This is a genomic window from Nocardia barduliensis (assembly GCF_013315795.1).
GTDB classification, from domain to species: Bacteria; Actinomycetota; Actinomycetes; order Mycobacteriales; family Mycobacteriaceae; genus Nocardia; species Nocardia barduliensis.
The window spans coordinates 1-16,145 of the sequence record NZ_JABLTE010000063.1 but is presented as its reverse complement, the minus strand read 5'-3'; the positions used below and the strand labels follow the sequence as shown (position 1 = coordinate 16,145).

Here is a 16,145-nt window from a genome sequence, read left to right as displayed (position 1 = left end):
AGCGCGACGGAGTCCGGGTCGCTCACCGATCCCGGGCGGTTCGCCGCGGCCTTCGGCAGCGTCGGTAGTCGGCACTTCGGTCCGCACGCCGCAACGCGAACGATTCGCCGCGAGATCCACTGCGCGGCTTGTTTCGACGCATCCGCGGTCGGCGATCCCGATCCGGCCGACAGCTCGGTGACGCGCGCGCAGCGCCGCTTTGCCCGGTTCAGCTGGTCCGCCTTGCGCCACATCACATCTCACCTTTCGGAGTTCTCATGCCTACTCTCACTCGGCAACGCACCACTCGCCTCCTGCCCGGCGCGATCGCCGCCGCGGCGGCGCTTCTCCTGACCGCATGCTCGTCGGCCGACGCGACGCAGGCCGCCCCCACGGCCGCCACGGTGTCCATTTCCGATCAGTGGGTCAAAGCCGCCGACAGCGGGATGTCGGCCGCCTTCGGCGACCTGACCAACAACGGCGACGCCCCGCGCACCATCGTCTCGGCCACCAGTCCCGCCTCCGAGCGGATCGAACTGCACGAGGTGGTCACCGACGCGAACGGGACGAAGGCGATGCGGCCCAAAAACGGCGGCTTCGTCATCCCGGCGCACGGGCGCACGCGGCTGCGGCCCGGCGGCGACCACATCATGTTCATGGGCCTGCTCGGACCGCTGCGCACCGGCTCGGAGACGTCGGTCACGCTGACCTTCGACGACGGCTCGACCACCACATTCACCGCCCAGGTGCGCGACTTCTCCGGCAATCAGGAGAATTACGTGCCCGATCACCCGGGCGGCCAGCCCCATACCGGCGCGCACGGTGGCTGAGCGGAACGAACCGCGACCCGCACGGATCAACCGGCGGCGTCTGCTGGGCGGCGGCGCCGTCGCGGCAGGCGCCGCCGGGCTCGGGCTCGGCGCGGCTGCCCGCACCGGGCGGCGGGAATCCGATCCGGCGCCGGGAGACGCGACGGTGCCGTTCTACGGGCCGCACCAATCCGGCATCGAGACCGTCCCGCAGGCACACGCGGCGTTCGTAGCCTTCGATCTGCATCCGGGCGCTCGCCGCGACGACCTGGTCGGACTGCTGAAGATCTGGACCGGCGACGCCGCCCGCCTCACTCAGGGCCGGCCCGCGCTGGCGGACACCGAAGCCGAACTCGCGCTGCGCCCGGCGCGGCTCACGGTCACGGTGGGTTTCGGACCCGCGGTGTTCCCGGCGGCCGGGCTCGACCACCGCAGGCCGCCGTGGCTGCGGCCGTTGCCGCCGTTCGCCATCGACCGGCTGGAACCGGCCTGGACCGGCGGTGACCTGCTCTTGCAGGTCTGCGCCGACGAGGTGACCACGGTGTCGCACGCGGTTCGGGTGCTGTGCCGCAGCGTGTCCTCGCTGGTCACGGTGCGCTGGGTGCAGCGCGGATTCCGGGACGGCACGCCGGGCGCGACACCGCGCAATCTGATGGGTCAGGTCGACGGCACGGTGAACCTGGCGCCCGGCACGCCGGAGTTCGCCCGGCTGGTGTGGGACGACGGGGCGGCCCAGCCGTGGCTGGGCGGCGGCACCTCGTGCGTGCTGCGGCGCATCGCGATGACACTGGACACCTGGGACGAAATCGATCGCGAGGAAAGGGAACTCACCATCGGCCGCACCATCGCCAACGGTGCGCCGCTGACCGGCGCCGACGAGTTCGACGAGCCCGACTTCGCGGCGGTGGACGCGCACGGGATACCGATCATCCCACCCTCGTCACACATCGCACGCGCTCATCACACCCATGACGGCGAGCGCTTCCTGCGACGTGGCTACAACTACGACGACGCGCCCGCCCCCGGCCGGATCTCCAACTCGGGCTTGCTGTTCGCCGCCTATCAGCGCGACGTGGACACCCAATTCGTTCCGGTGCAACGCCGACTCGCGGAGTTCGACGCGCTCAATGTCTGGACGACGCCGATCGGTTCGGCGGTTTTCGTGATCCCGCCCGGGGTTCCGGCGCCGGGCGGTTACCTCGGGCAATCGCTGTTCGAGGCGTGACCGGTGTTCGGCGCCGGCGAGCACACCCGCCGGCGCCGACACGTCAGGTCCACAGCACGGCTACGAAAACGTTGACGATCGCCAGCACGCCCGCGGCGTGGGTCAGCCACGGCACCGGGTTGCCGCGCTTCGCCCGCCCGCGCCCGATCTCGGCGAACGCGGCCACTGCCACCGAGACGACCAGCTTCACTGCGATCTTGGCCATGTTCGGGTTCGCGCCGATGGAGTCGAGCGATTCGGCCATGCCGACCAGGATCACCCCGGTGACGAGCTGCAACCGCGCACCCCAGACCATGACCTCCGAGACGCGAGGCTGCCCAGCGGCATAGCCACCCACCACCGCGGCCATGCCGAGCAGGTGCGTGACGACTACGACGTTGTAGACGACTTCCGACACGTTCACGTTGCAAACTCCCCGTGGTTCGAGCGACAGTTCACTGTACTGACCAGATGATCATCGGGCCTGCCACGGTCCGCCTACCTCGACGGGAGGGCCGAGTCGCCGGTGCGCTTGACATTGTCACTGTGTGAAGGCTTTCACTGGCTGTCGGAGGTGGTCCCCATCAACTCGACAAGCAGGAATCCACAGCACATCCGACCGCTCGACGCGTTGGCGGCGGCCGACTCGTCGACGCGGCTCAAGGCGGCTCTGGCGATCGGCACGCATCCCGAGCCCGGTTTCGTCGACGCGCTGATAGAACGGTGCGCGATCGAGCCGGACTTCTTCGTGCGCGACATGCTCACGTGGGCGCTGACCCGTCTCCCGTCGGAGATCACAGTTCCCAGATTGCGCGCGGAACTCCGTTCCGAACGCGCCCAGGCTCGCAGCCAGGCGCTGCACACGCTGTCCAAGATCGGGGACAGCGAGGCATGGCCCGCGATCACGCGGGCATTGCTGCACGACGCCGACGACGAGGTCGCGCGCAGTGCGTGGCGCGCCGCTGTCGTTCTCGTGCCCGACGGCGAGAAGGAAGAGCTGGCCGCGCAGCTGGCCACCCAATTCGGCCGCGGTGACCGGGAGCTACGACTGAGTCTGAGCCGTGCCCTGGTCGCGCTCGGCGACGTGATCGAGCCGGTTCTCCGCACGGCGATGGCGAGTCACGACCCGGCGGTGCGTGCGCACGCCGCCGCCACGCGGCGGCTGCTGCGCGACCCGGACGCCGGATTCGACCTCGCCGTCGAGCAGGCCAGAAGGGTCGTCGCGCTCGGTCCGGACCGGGAGGAGACGACGGCGTGCTGATCGGTGAGGTGGCGCGCCGCTCGGGGGTGAGCGCCCGGATGCTCCGGCACTACGACTCGCTCGGGCTGGTCCGACCGACCGGCCGCACCGTGGGCGGCTACCGGGAATACTCCCCCGAGGACATCCGGCGGATCTTCCATGTGGAAGGGCTGCGGTCCCTCGGCCTGTCACTGAGCCAGATCGGACATGTTCTCGACGGTCCGGAATTCACCCCGTCCGCGCTGGTCGGCGACCTCATCCGAAAGACAGAAGAACGGCTGAACCGGGAGCGCGAACTCCTCGAGCGGCTGCGCACGGTCGATGCGGCCGAGCCCTCCGGCTGGCGAGGCGTCCTGCGCATCGTCGAGCTCCTGCACGGACTCGGTTCACCGAGCGCCGCCCGGCGGCAGCAGGCCGTCCTGGCCCCGGCCGAGGACGTGTCGGTGCCCGCCGAGCTGTTGGCCGAGGCGGTGCTCACCGAATCCGATCCGAACGTCGCGGGGGCCCTGCGGTGGGCCCTCGCACGGGCCGGCGGTGACGGTGTGGCGAGCGTGGCGTCCGGCATGGCCTCGGAGGATGTCGACGTCCGGCGGCGCGCGGTCCTGGCGCTCGCCGAGCTGCCGGGCGACGCGGCGACCGCGGTACTCACCGGCGCGCTCGAGGACGCGGACGCGACGGTCCGTAGACATGCCGCTCTCGCCCTGGGCGCGCGCGGCGTGACCCAGGCTGTGCCCGAACTCGTCGGCACGGTGGTCGAGGGTCCGAACGATGTCGAGGCGGCCGAACTCCTGGGAACGTTGGCGCGGGAGGCGAAGTGGGCAGACCGCATCATGCGAGCGCTGGTCGGCGAACTCGCCGCGCACACCGCCGACTCGGCGGTTCGGATACGACTGACCCAGGCACTCGCCGAGATGCCGGGAACCATCGCGCTGGATACCCTGCGGCACCTGGCCCACGACGATGACCGCGCCGTGGCCCTCATCGCCTCGGCCCTGGCGGAAACGCTCCGAGAACGGGCCGACGACGAACTCCCGCAACCCTAGACCACGCCACAGCCGTGTTGGTCATGTCCTCAGCGTTCCGCGCGATCGAGGGTGGCGACCTCGCGTGCGGTCAGCGGAGGCTTTCTCCCTCGGCGCGGGTGGGCGTGGGTCAGTGCTCACGCAGGAGCGGCTGGGGCTGGTAGGTGGTGTCGACCGTGGTGATGTGTGGGTCGAGGGGGCGGTCGAGGCGACGGGCGACCACGCGGACGTAGCCGAGGTAGTCGCCTCGGTCCTGTTCGAGGGCCTGGATCTCGGTGGTGTTGTCCGGTGCGACCTCGTGCTGCCAGTCGAGCCAGCGCTGCCATCCGTCGGACATGGTGTCGGCGCGCTCGACCTCGAGCACCCCGCTGCGCTGCCAGTGGCGCCGCCACCACGCGGCCGAGTGCAGGCAGGCCATGCTCGGTTCCCACCAGGACCGCAGGTGTTCGGGTATCGGGCCGTCGATTTCGCGGGTCAGCCCGGCGCCCGCGATGGCGATGGTGGCGCCGGGGCGCACGAACGATGCCAGGTAGTTGGCGTAGAGGTCGTCGGTGCCGTAGTAGACGAAGGAGTCGATGCCGACGATCGCGTCGAAGAATTCGGCGGCGAACGGCAGCGCGCGGGCATCCGCGCGGATGGGGTACACCGAATCCGCGACTCCGGCGTCGCGGAACCGCGCCGCCCGTTCGTCGGGGCCGAACCAGAGATCGGTGGCCCAGACCTCGACGCCGAATTCGCGGTGCAGGAACACCGACGACGCGCCGCGGCCACAGCCGAGATCGAGCACGCGCATGCCGGGTGCCAAGTCGACGGCTTCGGTGAGCCATTCGGTGAGCCACAGCGAGTTCGCGCCACCGCTGACGCCGGCGCGGATCCAGTCGGGGTGGTAGGCGTTGGTCCGGGGAAAGTTGTCGTTGATCAAGAGGGTTCCTTGTCGGGGGGGTAGTTGACGAGATCGAGCCGAGAGCAGTCACGGCCCGACTCCGGCCAGGAGCACCGCGGCCGCGGTGGAGAGCGCGAGGAAGACGGCCGGTGCGGCGATATCACGCTGGTGTGCGCGCAGATGCATGCCGATCGCCGCGACGAAATAGGCAACGAGACCCAGCGCGGCCGCCACGGACACCGGCCACCACAGCAGGCCGCAGGCGAGACCGACGGCGGCGGCGAGTTTCACCACACCGAGCATCCACACATGCTGCACGGGAAAGCCGACGGCGGCGGCAGTGTCGACGATCTTCGGGTGACGGACAAGGGTCGCCACAGCCGACCCCGCCACGGCAAGGGCCAGGCAGCCCGCCACGAGTACTGCTGCGATGGTCATTTCCACTCCTGAGTAACGCGGGAACGAGGTGCGGCGGCCGCGAGGATCGCGGCGCCGAGAGCGTAGGGAACCAGGGTCGCCATGAACGGGATGCTGGTGACGAAGGCGATGGTGGCCGGTACCGCGTCGGCGGCGTGGGGCAGGGCGACCGCCGCGCCGACGCTGACCGACAGCGTGGCGGCCAGGACGCAGGCCGTCACGGTGAGGACAGTTCCGAGGCGGCGCGGCACCGCCGATTCCCCGGTCGCCAGCCAGGCCAGTACGGCCGCGGCGGCATACGCGGAGACGACGTAGGCGATCTGGACCAGGTCCAGCCAGACCAGGATGTAGCCGACGAAGTCGACCGGCCCGGTTGTGCCGCGCAGATACCGCGCGGCCGACCAGTGCGTCGCCTCCACCGCCAGCTGTTGTTCCTCGGCGCCGGTGAGCACGATCGCCAAGCGCGCCAGCAGGTTCAGCACGAACCCACCGGTCCCGAGCCCGAAGACGGCGACCGCGGGGACCGCGACTCGCAGCCGAGGCGATCGGCGAAATCGCAGGAGCAATCCGACCGCGCCGACCAGCACCGCGATCGACGTCCCGAGCAGCACCGCAGTGTTCACCACCAGCAGCGACGGCCGGCTCGCTGTGGGTTCTCCGGTGAAACCCGCGACCGCGAACAGCGCGACCCCGGCCGCCACCCACGTCACCGCCGGTGACCACCGTGGCGTGCCCGCACGCCGGATCGCCACCGCGGCGAGCGCGACGTAGATCCCGGCCGACACCGCGAATACCGGGGTGGTCAGCAGGGCCTTGACCAGCGCAAGCGCCAAGCCGGCCGGCCACAGCGCGAGCAGGGCGTAGCCGCGCGGCCGGGTAGACGGGTCGCTCATCGTCTCCTCATTTCATAAGACATGCTGTCTGGCGAAAAGCATGACTTTTCGTCGGACACCTTGTCAACTGAAATATGGGAGGATGAGCCGCATGACCAAGCGCAAGTACGACCAGGCCGCGCGCGCGGAAGCCGCGGTCCGGACGCGGCGCCGCATCCTCGACGCCGTCGCCGACCAGCTCCGCGCGGCGCCGACCGAGCCGCTGAGCCTGGACAAGGTCGCCAAGGCCGCCGGGGTGTCCAGGTCGACGATCTACGTCGACTTCGGTTCCCGCGCCGGACTTTTCGACGCGTTCGTCGCGGATCTGTCCAGCCGCACCGGCTTGCCGGAGCTCACCGCGGCTGTCGGCGCGGACGACGTGCGCGCGCACCTGCGGGGCGCGATCGCCGCCGCGAGTCGCATGAAGGCCCGCGACCTCGAGATCTATCGCGTGCTGCACGCCATGGACCGTCTCGATCCGGCATCGGCCGCCGAAGCGGTGCGGGCGATGGAGGAGGATCGCCGAGGCGGCGTCGCTCATCTGGCGCAGCGGCTCGCCGCGGCGAACGAACTGCGCGAGGACGTCTCGGTGGCGTGGGCGACCGACGTGTTGTGGGCGCTGACCAGCTTCGAAAGTCTCGACCTGCTCGTCACCGGTCGCGGCTTGGACGTCGAAGAAGCGATCGAACGGCTGACCACGACCGCCGAGCGGACGCTGTGCCGCACCGGGAAGTCTCCCGAGGACGGGCGCCCAGCACACGGCACGAGGTCGTCACGGTGACGCCCCGCCGGGCGGTTCGACAGCGTCAGGGACCGTCCCAGCGCGGCCGGGCGTGTCCGCGCCGACGGTAGAGCATGCGCCCGTTCCCGAATCTCGGGCAGCTATATCGAATCCGGTCGTTCGTGGACGGTCAGCAACAGATGATCGAACTGGGTACGCTGCCGGACCGGGCCGCCGCCGGAAGCGACTACGGCGGCGACGAGTTTGGCTGCCAGATCCCGCAGTTTGGTGTTGGTTTCCTGGGAGCGCCACTGCAACACCCCGAAGGCCTGCTCGGCGTCGACGCCGTAGACGAACATCAGGATGCCCTTGGCCTGCTCGATGACCTCGCGCGCGGCCACCACCTCCGGCAGCGTCTCCTTCAGCACTTCCTGCCGGTTCTCGTTCAGCCGGCCGGTCAGATCGACGTAATAGCCGGTGGTTCCCACGGTCGCACCGGTCGAGTCGTGCAACCGATCGCCTACGACCAGCACGTGATGCACCCGGCCGGCCAGATCGATGATGCGGTGACGACTGCAGAACGGCTCACCGGTCCGCACCGCCGTGGCCAGCGTTTCCGCTACCGTAGCCCGGTCATCCGGATGCTTGTGCGCCAGCAGCAGTTCGGTGGTCGGTTCCACCGTGCCCGGTGCGTACCCGTGCAACCGTGTGACCTGATCCGACCACTCCCACCGCTGGTCGGCGAACCAGAATCGGAAGCTCCCGATGGTCTCCAGCCCCGGACGGGCGCGGCCGTCACTCTTCGCGCGGCTTCCGTTGCCGGGTTCCTCCACAGCCCTCTTCGCCACCCGATCATCCGCTGCCGCACCGGCGAGCAGGTTCCGTGCGCCTGTCGATTGCTGGGGGGTTTTCGGGTCGGCCCCGTTGGAGTCGCTGCCAGCCGGGAGCGTGGTCATGGCGCTTCCTCCTCGAACGTGATCATGTGTGGTCTCCGGCGAAAGAGCCGGGTGAGCCCGGCCGGGCGTACCGGCCGAGCCCACCCGTCGGAGGAAGAGTTCGACAGACTGTTTCGGATGAGCCCCGCGCGAGGCGGGCACGGCGCCTGCCTGCTCGGCCACTACCGGTGGCTGCGCACGGCGACCGCACGGTCCCGATGACCGGGGCGGTCTACTCGGTGCTCACGGTGCAGGCTCGCGAACCGGCGCGTCCCGCCCTCCGCGCGGAACGGTCTTCTGTTGTGGATACGGGCATCACCTCCCTCGCACTGGTGCGACTACCGGCAGCGTGCGGGCGGTGGGCTGCGCTGGGTAGCCGACACCGGTCGTGGGCGCCGTCCCCGCAACCGGGGAGGCTGCCCCGGTGGCGGACCACTTCGGTGGCGCGGTTCGCCGGGACGTTGCCGCCAGCGCGCCCTCGCTTCGCACAGGATGTCGTCGACCTCGGCGAACAGCTCCTCGAGATCGGGATCCAGCGCGAGCAGCCGGGCATCCAGCCACGACAACTCGGGCGAGCCGACACCGGATGCGGCGGTCATCACAGACCTCCTGCTGGCAGCGCCGCCGGGCGGCTCAGGCGTTGATCGCCTGGCGCTCGTGGTCGTGGCGGGCGACCTCGATCTTGCGGGGCTTGGCCTTCTCCGCGACCGGGACGATCAACCGCAGCACCCCGTCGCGGTAGTCGGCGCGGATCTGGTCGGTATCGAGGTTCTCACCCAGGAACAGCTGGCGGCTGAACACGCCGCGGGCGCGTTCCGCGGCGATCATCGACCGCCCTTGGTCCAGCTCCGGCCGCGAGGCCCGCACCGTGACCACATTGCGTTCGACGTCCAGATCCAGCGAGTCCGGGTCGATTCCGGGTAGGTCCAATTCCACGAAGAACTCGTCCCCGTCTCGCCAAGCGTCCATCGGCATCACCGCAGGACGGGCCGCCGTCCCGAACACCTGCTGCGTCAGACGATCCAGACCAACGAACGGATCGGTACGCATCAGCATGGTCGCCACCTCCGGTTCACTCCTTTTCCTGTCCTCAGCAACCAAGGTAATCTTTGTCATCTGACACAGATATTATTTAGCACTCTACACAGGTGAGTGCAAGTGGATGAGGCAGCAAATTTTGGGTTAGGCGCGAGCACCCGTCCCGGACTCCGCCCCGCCGCCCGTCGAGACCTCGCGCTTCCTCCGCATCTCGGCGCTGGTGAGCGCGGCGAGCATCACGGCTTCGCCGATATTGCCCAGCGGGGGAACGGCCATGGCCGCCGCGGACGCGAGCAGGAGCAGCCCGGTGCCGAGCAACGGAAACACGCGCCCTTCCCTGCGCCACAGCACGATTCCGGCCGCCAGCAGCACCGCCGTCGCGACGAGCGCGGGCACCGGTGGCGCCGGGGATTCGGCCCCGTAGCGAAGGGTGTCGGCGAACAGGCGGGGAACGAGTCGCAGGTGCGGGAGTTCCGCGAGCACGCCCCACGCGACCAGCGCCGCGGTGAGTAACAGCGCCGACCGGCGCCACCGCGGGCTCGTTCCGGTTCGGTCAGCCGCCCAGAACACCAGCAGCGGGGTCAGCAGTGCGTGGCCGACGAACCGGCCGAGACTCAGGGCATGCAGCAACGACCCCTCCCCCAGCATCGCTCCGAGGCCGACGACCGCCGAGTCATAAGCCACGCCGATACCCACCAGGCCGAGCAGCCAGATACGGGCGGTGCGGGCGGTACGAGACCACAGCAGGAAAACGCAGGTCAGCTGGAAACAGGCGGTCAGTAACAGGACGGCGGACACCATAACGATCTGGAGAGTACCCGGGGTTCTCGCGGGTCCTCCTACACATCGCCCGCCCTCCCGCCGACCGGATGATCACGCGGGTGACGGGTGGCTGCAATACCGCTATGGACTAAATTCTGGCCATGGCGATCGTGGCAGTCTTGGCACCGGAGAACGCGCTGGGTTTCGAAGTGATGTTGCCGGGCTTGGTGTTCGGCGCCGCCAATACGGTGAGCGGGAAACAGCACTACGACATCAGGGTCGTGACGATCGGCGGTACCGCCGCCATCGCCCCCGTGCACGGTGCGGTGCGATTGCAGACGGACTGGGGGCTCGGCACTGTGGCCGACGCGGACACCGTCGTCGTGCCCGGGCAGGCCGGTTTCTTCTGCGAACCCGACGCCCGCGTTCGCGACGCACTGCGGGGCGCGGCCGAGCGCGGCGCGCGGTTGGCTTCCGTCTGTGTCGGCGCGTTCACCCTCGCCGCGACCGGAGTACTCGACGGGCACCGGGCGACGACCCATTGGGAGTACGCCACCGAGCTGGCGCGCCGGTATCCCCTCGTCGAGGTCGACGCTTCGGTGCTGTTCATCGACAACGGTGCGGTGCTCACCTCGGCCGGGGCGACAGCGGGGCTCGATCTGTGCCTGCACATGGTTCGCCGGGATCTCGGTGCCAAAGTGGCCGCCGACACCGCCCGCCGCATCGTGATGCCGCCGCAGCGGGACGGCGGACAAGCGCAATTCATCGCCTACACCGACCCGGAGAGCCCGGATACCTCGCTGCAACCGGTCCTCGACTGGATGCAAGCCAACCTGCATCGTCCGCTCACCCTCGAGGATATCGCCGCGCACGGCGCCATCAGCGTGCGCAGCTTGAACCGCCGCTTCCGCGCGGAGATCGGGACCACGCCCGTGCAGTGGTTGCTCCGCGCCCGGGTGCACCGCGCGCAGCAGTTGCTCGAAACCACCGACCTGTCCATCGACCGTATCGCCGAGGAGGCCGGTTTCGGGGCGGCCACCACCCTGCGCTACCACTTCGCCCGCCTGACACGGACGTCTCCGCAGGCCTACCGCAACAGCTTTCACCATTCCGGCCAGGCCGTGCGGTCCGTCGATCGCCATCGCCGAGCACCGGTGGCGGCCGAGCGGATGGCCGAGTCGCCGCACTGAACCGCGATAGCCAGGATGTGGCCAGATTTTGGCAATAGATGGCTATCCGGCCACTGGGCGGCCGCTACTTCCGAGCACACACTGAGTGCGCACATTTCGGAAGGGAACACGATGACCGCTCGAGAAGCCGATCCGACCCAGTTCGGATTGCCCACTTCGGAACTCGCCGTCGCCGCGGACGCGTTGGTAGCCGAGGTATCGCCGCCGCTGGTCTACCACCACTGCGTGCGCGCCTATCTGTACGCGCGCGAATTGGCTGCTGCCGACGGGTTGCGGGCCGGTGCGGATTACGACGACGAGCTGCTCTATCTCAGCTGCCTCCTGCACGATCTCGGGGCGACGGAGTACGCCAACGGCGACCAGCGTTTCGAGATCGACGGTGCCGACGCGGCCGCGGAGTTCCTCAGGAGCAGAGGCGTCGACGAGCAGCGAGTGCGGACCGTGTGGAACGCTATCGCCCTGCACACCAGCGACGGCATCGCGCATCGTTTCGGGACGGTCGAGGCCCTGATGCAGATGGGCACCGGAGCCGACATCGCCGGGCTGCGGCGCGAATCGCTGCCGGACGGCTTCGCCGATCGCGTGCATGCGGTGTGGCCGCGCCACGACCTCGGATACGCCTTCGGCGAGATGCTGGCCCGGCAGGTGCGCGACAACCCGGCCAAGGGAAGCTGGTTCAGCTTCCCGGGTCAGCTCTGCCAGCTCTATTACCCGACGCACGCGCCGACCACCTGGTTCGACGCCGTCGAGGACGCGGGATGGAACGACCGTCCGGTGGCGATCGGCTCGCTTCGTGTCGCAGCCGCGCAGCCCACCGAGCTTTCCTCGCTGTTCGCCCGGTACTTCAACGCCGGTGACCTCGACGCGTTGATGTCGCTGTACGAGCCGGCGGCACTGCTGTTCCCGACTCCCGGTGAGCGGCGATCCGGCACCGCGGCGATCCGGAGTTCACTCGGGGCGATGATCGATTCCGGGGCGAAGATCCAGTTGCAGACCCGCCGCGTGCACACGGTGGGGGAGCTGGCGCTGATCTCCAACGATGCCACCGTCTCGGGCACGACGCCGGGCGGTGAACCGGTGATCTCCACTTCTACCGAGATCGCCCGGCGTGGCAGCGACGGGTCCTGGCGGTATGTGCTCGACGATCCGTACTTCTCGGTGTGAGCCGGTCGAGCGCGCGCACCGGAATCGGTGTTCGCTCAGAGCGTTCGAGGTCGCGCTGATGCACGGTGAGCGCGAGTGCACGTGAATCGGCGCGTGGTGCTGCGAGCGGGACTCGGTACCGCCACCGGTGCGGCGACGGTAGCGAGTCCGTTCGCGCCGATTCCGCGATCCCGCGCCGGGAGCGGTCCCGGACGGTGGCGGGTGCAGCTCCTGGTGTTCGACGGTGTCGACGACATGGACATCTTCGCGCCGTTGGAAGTGTTCGGCTGCGCGAAGCATTTCGACCCCCGCGCCGACGTGGAACTGGTGACGGCGGCGAGTCCAGGTGCGGTCGTGCTCATGTCCGGCACCAGGATCGAGGTCCCGGCCGGGTGGGCTCCGGAACGTGCCGACGTCATCGTGGTGCCCGGCGGTGGTTACGGCCTGCCGCCGGGCTCTCCCGGCGTCCCGAGCGAGATCGCGCGCGGTCGGCTCCCCCGGCTGCTGGCCTCGGCCCGGCGCGATGGTCTCACCCTGGCGTCGGTGTGTGCGGGCGCGATGTTGTTGTCGGCGGCGGGAATCACGCGCGGCAGGCCGTGTATCACGCACCACCGGTTGATCGAGCGACTGGAGCAGGAAGGCGGCGTGGTCACCAGGGCGCGGGTCGTGGACGACGGCGATCTGGTCACGGCCGGCGGTGTCACCTCGGGACTGGATCTAGCCCTGTGGTTGGTGCAGCGGGAATTGGGTTCGGATATCGCCGTCGGGGTCGAAGAGATCCTGGAGTACGAGCGGCGGGGAACAGTGTGGAGACGAGAGAGGGCATGAGCACATCTTCTGCGGGCCGCGAGGACACCGGTTCGCCGCGCGTCACCCGGCGTGGCCTGTTCGGCGCGGGTTTGGCGACGGCGGGAGCCGCGGCGGTCGGTGTCGTCGCAGGCCGCGCGGCCACACCCGGCACCAGCCCGGGAGCGGGCCTGGAACCGTTCTACGGGCCACACCAGGCAGGAATAGCGACTCCCGCGCAATCGCACGCGCTGTTCTTGTCGGTCGATATCTTGCGACCCGACCGTGCGGTACTGCGTGAACTCCTGGCCGGGTGGACCGCGACCGCCGCCGCCCTGGCGGCCGGCGCACCGCTTCCGGAACAACCGGGCACACCACCGGGGTTCAGCGCGCACACCGACTTCGCGAGCGGACTGGCTCCGGCTCGCCTGACCGTCACCTTCGGTCTGGGGCCATCGGTGTTCGACGAGCGGTTCGGCCTCGCCGCGCGGCGTCCCGAACACCTGCGACCGCTACCCGGATTCGCCGGTGACGTCCTGAATCCGGCGTGGTGCGACGGCGACGTGCTGGCGCAGATCTGCGCCGACGACGCCCAGATCGTCAGCCACACGTTCCGCACCTTGCGGGCACGGATGCCGGGACTGGCGCGCATGCGCTGGACCCAGCAGGGCTTCCTGAGCAGGCCCGCCGACGGCGGCACCACACGAAATATGTTCGGCCACAAGGACGGCACCGCCAACCCACGCGCGGACACCACCGAGTGCGATCGAACGGTCCGGGTTCGTTCCGCGGACGAACCCGGCTGGTTCCAGGGCGGCAGCTACCTGGTGTTCCGCAAGATCCGGATGAAGACCGCCGAATGGGACCAGCTGCCGCGCGCCGAGCAGGACCGCGTCATCGGCCGCCGCCGCGGTGACGGAGCGCCCCTGGGCGGCACCGCCGAATCCGACCCGCTTGACCTCGACCGTCGCGGCCGGGACGGCGAACTCGCGATTCCGGCCGGCGCCCACGTGCGCCTGGTCCATGGCATTCCGATGCTGCGCCGGGGCTACAACTACGACTACGGCACCCTGATCGCGAACGCGGGCGGCCCGGGCTCCACCGCGGAGACCCCGCACACCCACCTGCCCGGGACGCCCGAACATACCCACGGCGGCCACAACCGGCTCGACGCGGGCCTGCTGTTCGCCGCCTACATGAACCACCCACCCGAACAGTTCATCCGAGCACAACATGCCCTCGCAGGCGGAGACCGACTGAACCCGCTCATCGAGCACACCGGCAGCGCGTTCTTCGCCGTACCGCCCGGCGCGATCCCGGACGAGCCGATCGCGGCGGCGTTGCTCGATTGAGCACTGCCGCTTCCCCCGAGACCGACAGGAGGCAACTCGATGACCACATACGGAATTCTGATTTTCGACGATGCCGAGGAACTCGACTTCGCAGGCCCCTGGGAGGTGTTCACCACCTCGGCGATACTGCGGGGCAATGCCGACCGCACCGTCCTGATCACCGAACGGCCCGGCCCGGTCCGATTCAGCAAAGGGCTTCGCGTGCTGCCGGACCACACGCTGGAGGACCACCCGCCGCTGGACGTACTGCTGATACCGGGCGGCCGCGGGGCACGGCAAGTGGAGCCGCACAACGCGGTGATCACCGAGTGGATCGCCGCGACGGCGGCGCGAGCCGCGTGGGTGGTGAGCGTCTGCACCGGAGCGTTCCTGCTGCACGCCGCGGGCCCGGCGCGCGGACGCCGAGTCGCCACACACTGGAAGTACGAGGAAGAACTCCAAGCGCGCGGCGACGTCACCGTCATCCGGGACGCACGATACGTCGTGGACGGCAAGGTGCTCACCAGTCAGGGTGTTTCGGCCGGCATCGACAGCGCGCTGTGGCTCGTCGGCAGGCTGCACGGGCGCGCCCACGCGCGAGCGGTGCGCCGGGAGATCCACTACGACCCCGCACCGCCCTATCTCGCCGACGAACCCGAGGTGTGGTGAGCGGCATTCACGAACCGACAGCGGCACCGCCGCAATCCACGGCTCCTCGTGGCCGGCGAAATTCCGCTGCGCACATACTGCCGGGGAGGTCGTCGCACCGATATGCTCGGTCGGTGCCGAACGATCCGCATGTGCCCGGCTTCGGGCCGCGGCCACCGAGCCCGCCGCCCGTACCGAATCAGCAACCTCCGTACCCGGACCCATTCGGGCAGCAGCCCTCGCATCAACCCCCTCAGTTCCGCGACGTTGCACCGTCAGCGTGGCCCCAGGGTCAGCCGATGGCTCCTGTCGTGCCGTCCAAGGGTTACGGATTCGCCGTGCTCGCCTTGGCTCTCGGTGTCGCGGCGTTGGTCGTTCCCTTTCTCCCGATCGACCTGTGGGAGGTTCGTCAGTACCTGGCATACGTCTTCGCGCTGCCCGGCCTCATCTTCGGCGTTCTCGGCTGCACCGGACCGCGCAGAGGCAAGGCAGTGGCGATCACCGGCTCGGTATTGTCTCTTCTGGCGCTGGGGATCTGGACCATATCGGCTGCCGTTCAGCTGTGATCGACGCGTGCGGCGGCTCGCCGCCCTGGTCTCGCACGGCAGGTTCGGGGACGGTCAGCTACCCAGAATTGTCCGCATGACCGGTGGTTCGAATCGCCCCATACTGTTCCTGGACGTCGATGGAACCCTGCTTCCCCACGACACTGCCGCTTCGCAGGCAAGTGAGAGGGACTGGTCCGCATGGCAGCAGCCGACGAATCCGATCTTGTCCCGGCTGACCCGAAGCCTCGGCGACCGCCTGCTGGCGCTGGGCTGCGACCTGATGTGGGCCACCGGCTGGGGCGAGGACGCCAACCGCGTGCTCGCCCCCATCCTCGGTCTGCCCCGGCTGCCGGTGGTGGCATTGCCCGAGTATCCCAGCGGCGACTACTTCGAGGACGAGTTGCATTGGAAGACCAGGGCCCTGGTCGGCCTGGCCGCCGGGCGCTCGTTCATCTGGGTCGACGACGAGATCAGGCAGCAGGATTGCGCTAAATAGGCGGAATTGCATCCAACGCAACAATTGGTTACATGCGAGACCGTGATATTACCTGGTCAGGGCGGTGATCGGTGGAGCGAGTCGGTGATGTCCGGACTCTCCCAACTGCGCCTGGACACGC

20 protein-coding genes are annotated in these 16,145 nt (G+C 69.3%); 12 read left to right on the top strand and 8 right to left on the bottom strand.

The window, feature by feature from the left end:
• Positions 1-257 precede the first annotated feature (257 nt).
• Positions 258-809, top strand: coding sequence for a copper chaperone PCu(A)C (locus HOV91_RS24550; RefSeq protein ID WP_174187758.1), 552 nt, complete (start codon positions 258-260; stop codon positions 807-809).
• The gene (locus HOV91_RS24545) at positions 802-2,013 is read left to right on the top strand and encodes a Dyp-type peroxidase (protein WP_174187757.1); all 1,212 of its coding nucleotides are present in this window, start codon (positions 802-804) and stop codon (positions 2,011-2,013) included. The genes HOV91_RS24550 and HOV91_RS24545 overlap by 8 nt, the downstream gene beginning before the upstream one ends.
• A gap of 43 nt (positions 2,014-2,056) precedes the next feature.
• Here HOV91_RS24545 and HOV91_RS24540 read toward each other — a convergent pair whose 3' ends face one another.
• Positions 2,057-2,362: a hypothetical protein gene (locus HOV91_RS24540; protein ID WP_174187782.1), complete on the bottom strand. Its 306-nt coding sequence runs from the start codon at positions 2,360-2,362 to the stop codon at positions 2,057-2,059.
• Between the two features lie 204 nt (positions 2,363-2,566).
• On the opposite strand from HOV91_RS24540, the gene HOV91_RS24535 reads away from it, so the two are divergent.
• On the top strand, positions 2,567-3,253 hold the full coding sequence (locus HOV91_RS24535; protein ID WP_174187756.1) for a HEAT repeat domain-containing protein: 687 nt from the start codon (positions 2,567-2,569) through the stop codon (positions 3,251-3,253).
• Positions 3,247-4,275 (top strand): MerR family transcriptional regulator, encoded by a 1,029-nt coding sequence (locus tag HOV91_RS24530; protein WP_174187755.1) that lies wholly within the window; start codon positions 3,247-3,249, stop codon positions 4,273-4,275. Before HOV91_RS24535 ends, HOV91_RS24530 begins: the two co-directional genes overlap by 7 nt.
• Positions 4,276-4,384: 109 nt before the next feature.
• Here the strand turns inward: HOV91_RS24530 and HOV91_RS24525 are convergent, their stop codons facing one another.
• The 3 genes from HOV91_RS24525 to HOV91_RS24515 are packed head-to-tail and all read right to left on the bottom strand — an operon-like array spanning position 4,385 to position 6,447.
• Positions 4,385-5,176, bottom strand: a complete 792-nt coding sequence (locus HOV91_RS24525; protein ID WP_174187754.1) for an SAM-dependent methyltransferase — start codon at positions 5,174-5,176, stop codon at positions 4,385-4,387.
• Positions 5,177-5,224: 48 nt separating this feature from the next.
• Positions 5,225-5,575, bottom strand: coding sequence for a DoxX family protein (locus HOV91_RS24520; protein ID WP_174187753.1), 351 nt, complete (start codon positions 5,573-5,575; stop codon positions 5,225-5,227).
• Positions 5,572-6,447: a hypothetical protein gene (locus HOV91_RS24515; RefSeq protein WP_174187752.1), complete on the bottom strand. Its 876-nt coding sequence runs from the start codon at positions 6,445-6,447 to the stop codon at positions 5,572-5,574. Before HOV91_RS24515 ends, HOV91_RS24520 begins: the two co-directional genes overlap by 4 nt.
• 91 nt (positions 6,448-6,538) lie before the next feature.
• Between HOV91_RS24515 and HOV91_RS24510 the strand changes: the two genes are divergently transcribed.
• Complete coding sequence (locus HOV91_RS24510; RefSeq protein ID WP_174187751.1) at positions 6,539-7,207, top strand: TetR/AcrR family transcriptional regulator; 669 nt, start codon at positions 6,539-6,541, stop codon at positions 7,205-7,207.
• A gap of 101 nt (positions 7,208-7,308) precedes the next feature.
• Here HOV91_RS24510 and HOV91_RS24505 read toward each other — a convergent pair whose 3' ends face one another.
• From HOV91_RS24505 to HOV91_RS24490, 4 genes are all read right to left on the bottom strand, one after another.
• Positions 7,309-8,103: a PAS and ANTAR domain-containing protein gene (locus HOV91_RS24505; protein WP_174187750.1), complete on the bottom strand. Its 795-nt coding sequence runs from the start codon at positions 8,101-8,103 to the stop codon at positions 7,309-7,311.
• Between the two features lie 317 nt (positions 8,104-8,420).
• Complete coding sequence (locus tag HOV91_RS24500) at positions 8,421-8,681, bottom strand: hypothetical protein (protein WP_174187749.1); 261 nt, start codon at positions 8,679-8,681, stop codon at positions 8,421-8,423.
• A gap of 34 nt (positions 8,682-8,715) precedes the next feature.
• Positions 8,716-9,138, bottom strand: coding sequence for an Hsp20/alpha crystallin family protein (locus HOV91_RS24495; RefSeq protein WP_174187748.1), 423 nt, complete (start codon positions 9,136-9,138; stop codon positions 8,716-8,718).
• A 126-nt stretch (positions 9,139-9,264) separates the two neighbouring features.
• Complete coding sequence (locus HOV91_RS24490) at positions 9,265-9,921, bottom strand: hypothetical protein (RefSeq protein WP_174187747.1); 657 nt, start codon at positions 9,919-9,921, stop codon at positions 9,265-9,267.
• Positions 9,922-10,043: 122 nt separating this feature from the next.
• Here HOV91_RS24490 and HOV91_RS24485 point away from each other — a divergent pair, with 122 nt between their 5' ends.
• The 7 genes from HOV91_RS24485 to HOV91_RS24455 all read left to right on the top strand — a co-directional run bounded on the left by HOV91_RS24485 (position 10,044) and on the right by HOV91_RS24455 (position 16,024).
• Positions 10,044-11,072, top strand: a complete 1,029-nt coding sequence (locus HOV91_RS24485; RefSeq protein WP_174187746.1) for a GlxA family transcriptional regulator — start codon at positions 10,044-10,046, stop codon at positions 11,070-11,072.
• Between the two features lie 111 nt (positions 11,073-11,183).
• A complete protein-coding gene (locus HOV91_RS40855; RefSeq protein WP_174187745.1) occupies positions 11,184-12,236 on the top strand; it encodes an HD domain-containing protein in 1,053 nt (350 codons plus the stop codon).
• 75 nt (positions 12,237-12,311) lie between these two features.
• Complete coding sequence (locus tag HOV91_RS24475; RefSeq protein ID WP_312884754.1) at positions 12,312-13,043, top strand: DJ-1/PfpI family protein; 732 nt, start codon at positions 12,312-12,314, stop codon at positions 13,041-13,043.
• Complete coding sequence (locus tag HOV91_RS24470; protein WP_174187744.1) at positions 13,040-14,353, top strand: Dyp-type peroxidase; 1,314 nt, start codon at positions 13,040-13,042, stop codon at positions 14,351-14,353. The genes HOV91_RS24475 and HOV91_RS24470 overlap by 4 nt, the downstream gene beginning before the upstream one ends.
• Positions 14,354-14,392: 39 nt before the next feature.
• Complete coding sequence (locus tag HOV91_RS24465; protein ID WP_174187743.1) at positions 14,393-15,001, top strand: DJ-1/PfpI family protein; 609 nt, start codon at positions 14,393-14,395, stop codon at positions 14,999-15,001.
• Between the two features lie 278 nt (positions 15,002-15,279).
• Entirely contained in the window at positions 15,280-15,546 is a 267-nt protein-coding gene (locus HOV91_RS24460; RefSeq protein WP_174187741.1) for a hypothetical protein, read from the top strand.
• A 76-nt stretch (positions 15,547-15,622) separates the two neighbouring features.
• Positions 15,623-16,024, top strand: coding sequence for an HAD domain-containing protein (locus HOV91_RS24455; RefSeq protein ID WP_174187742.1), 402 nt, complete (start codon positions 15,623-15,625; stop codon positions 16,022-16,024).
• Positions 16,025-16,145 lie beyond the last annotated feature (121 nt).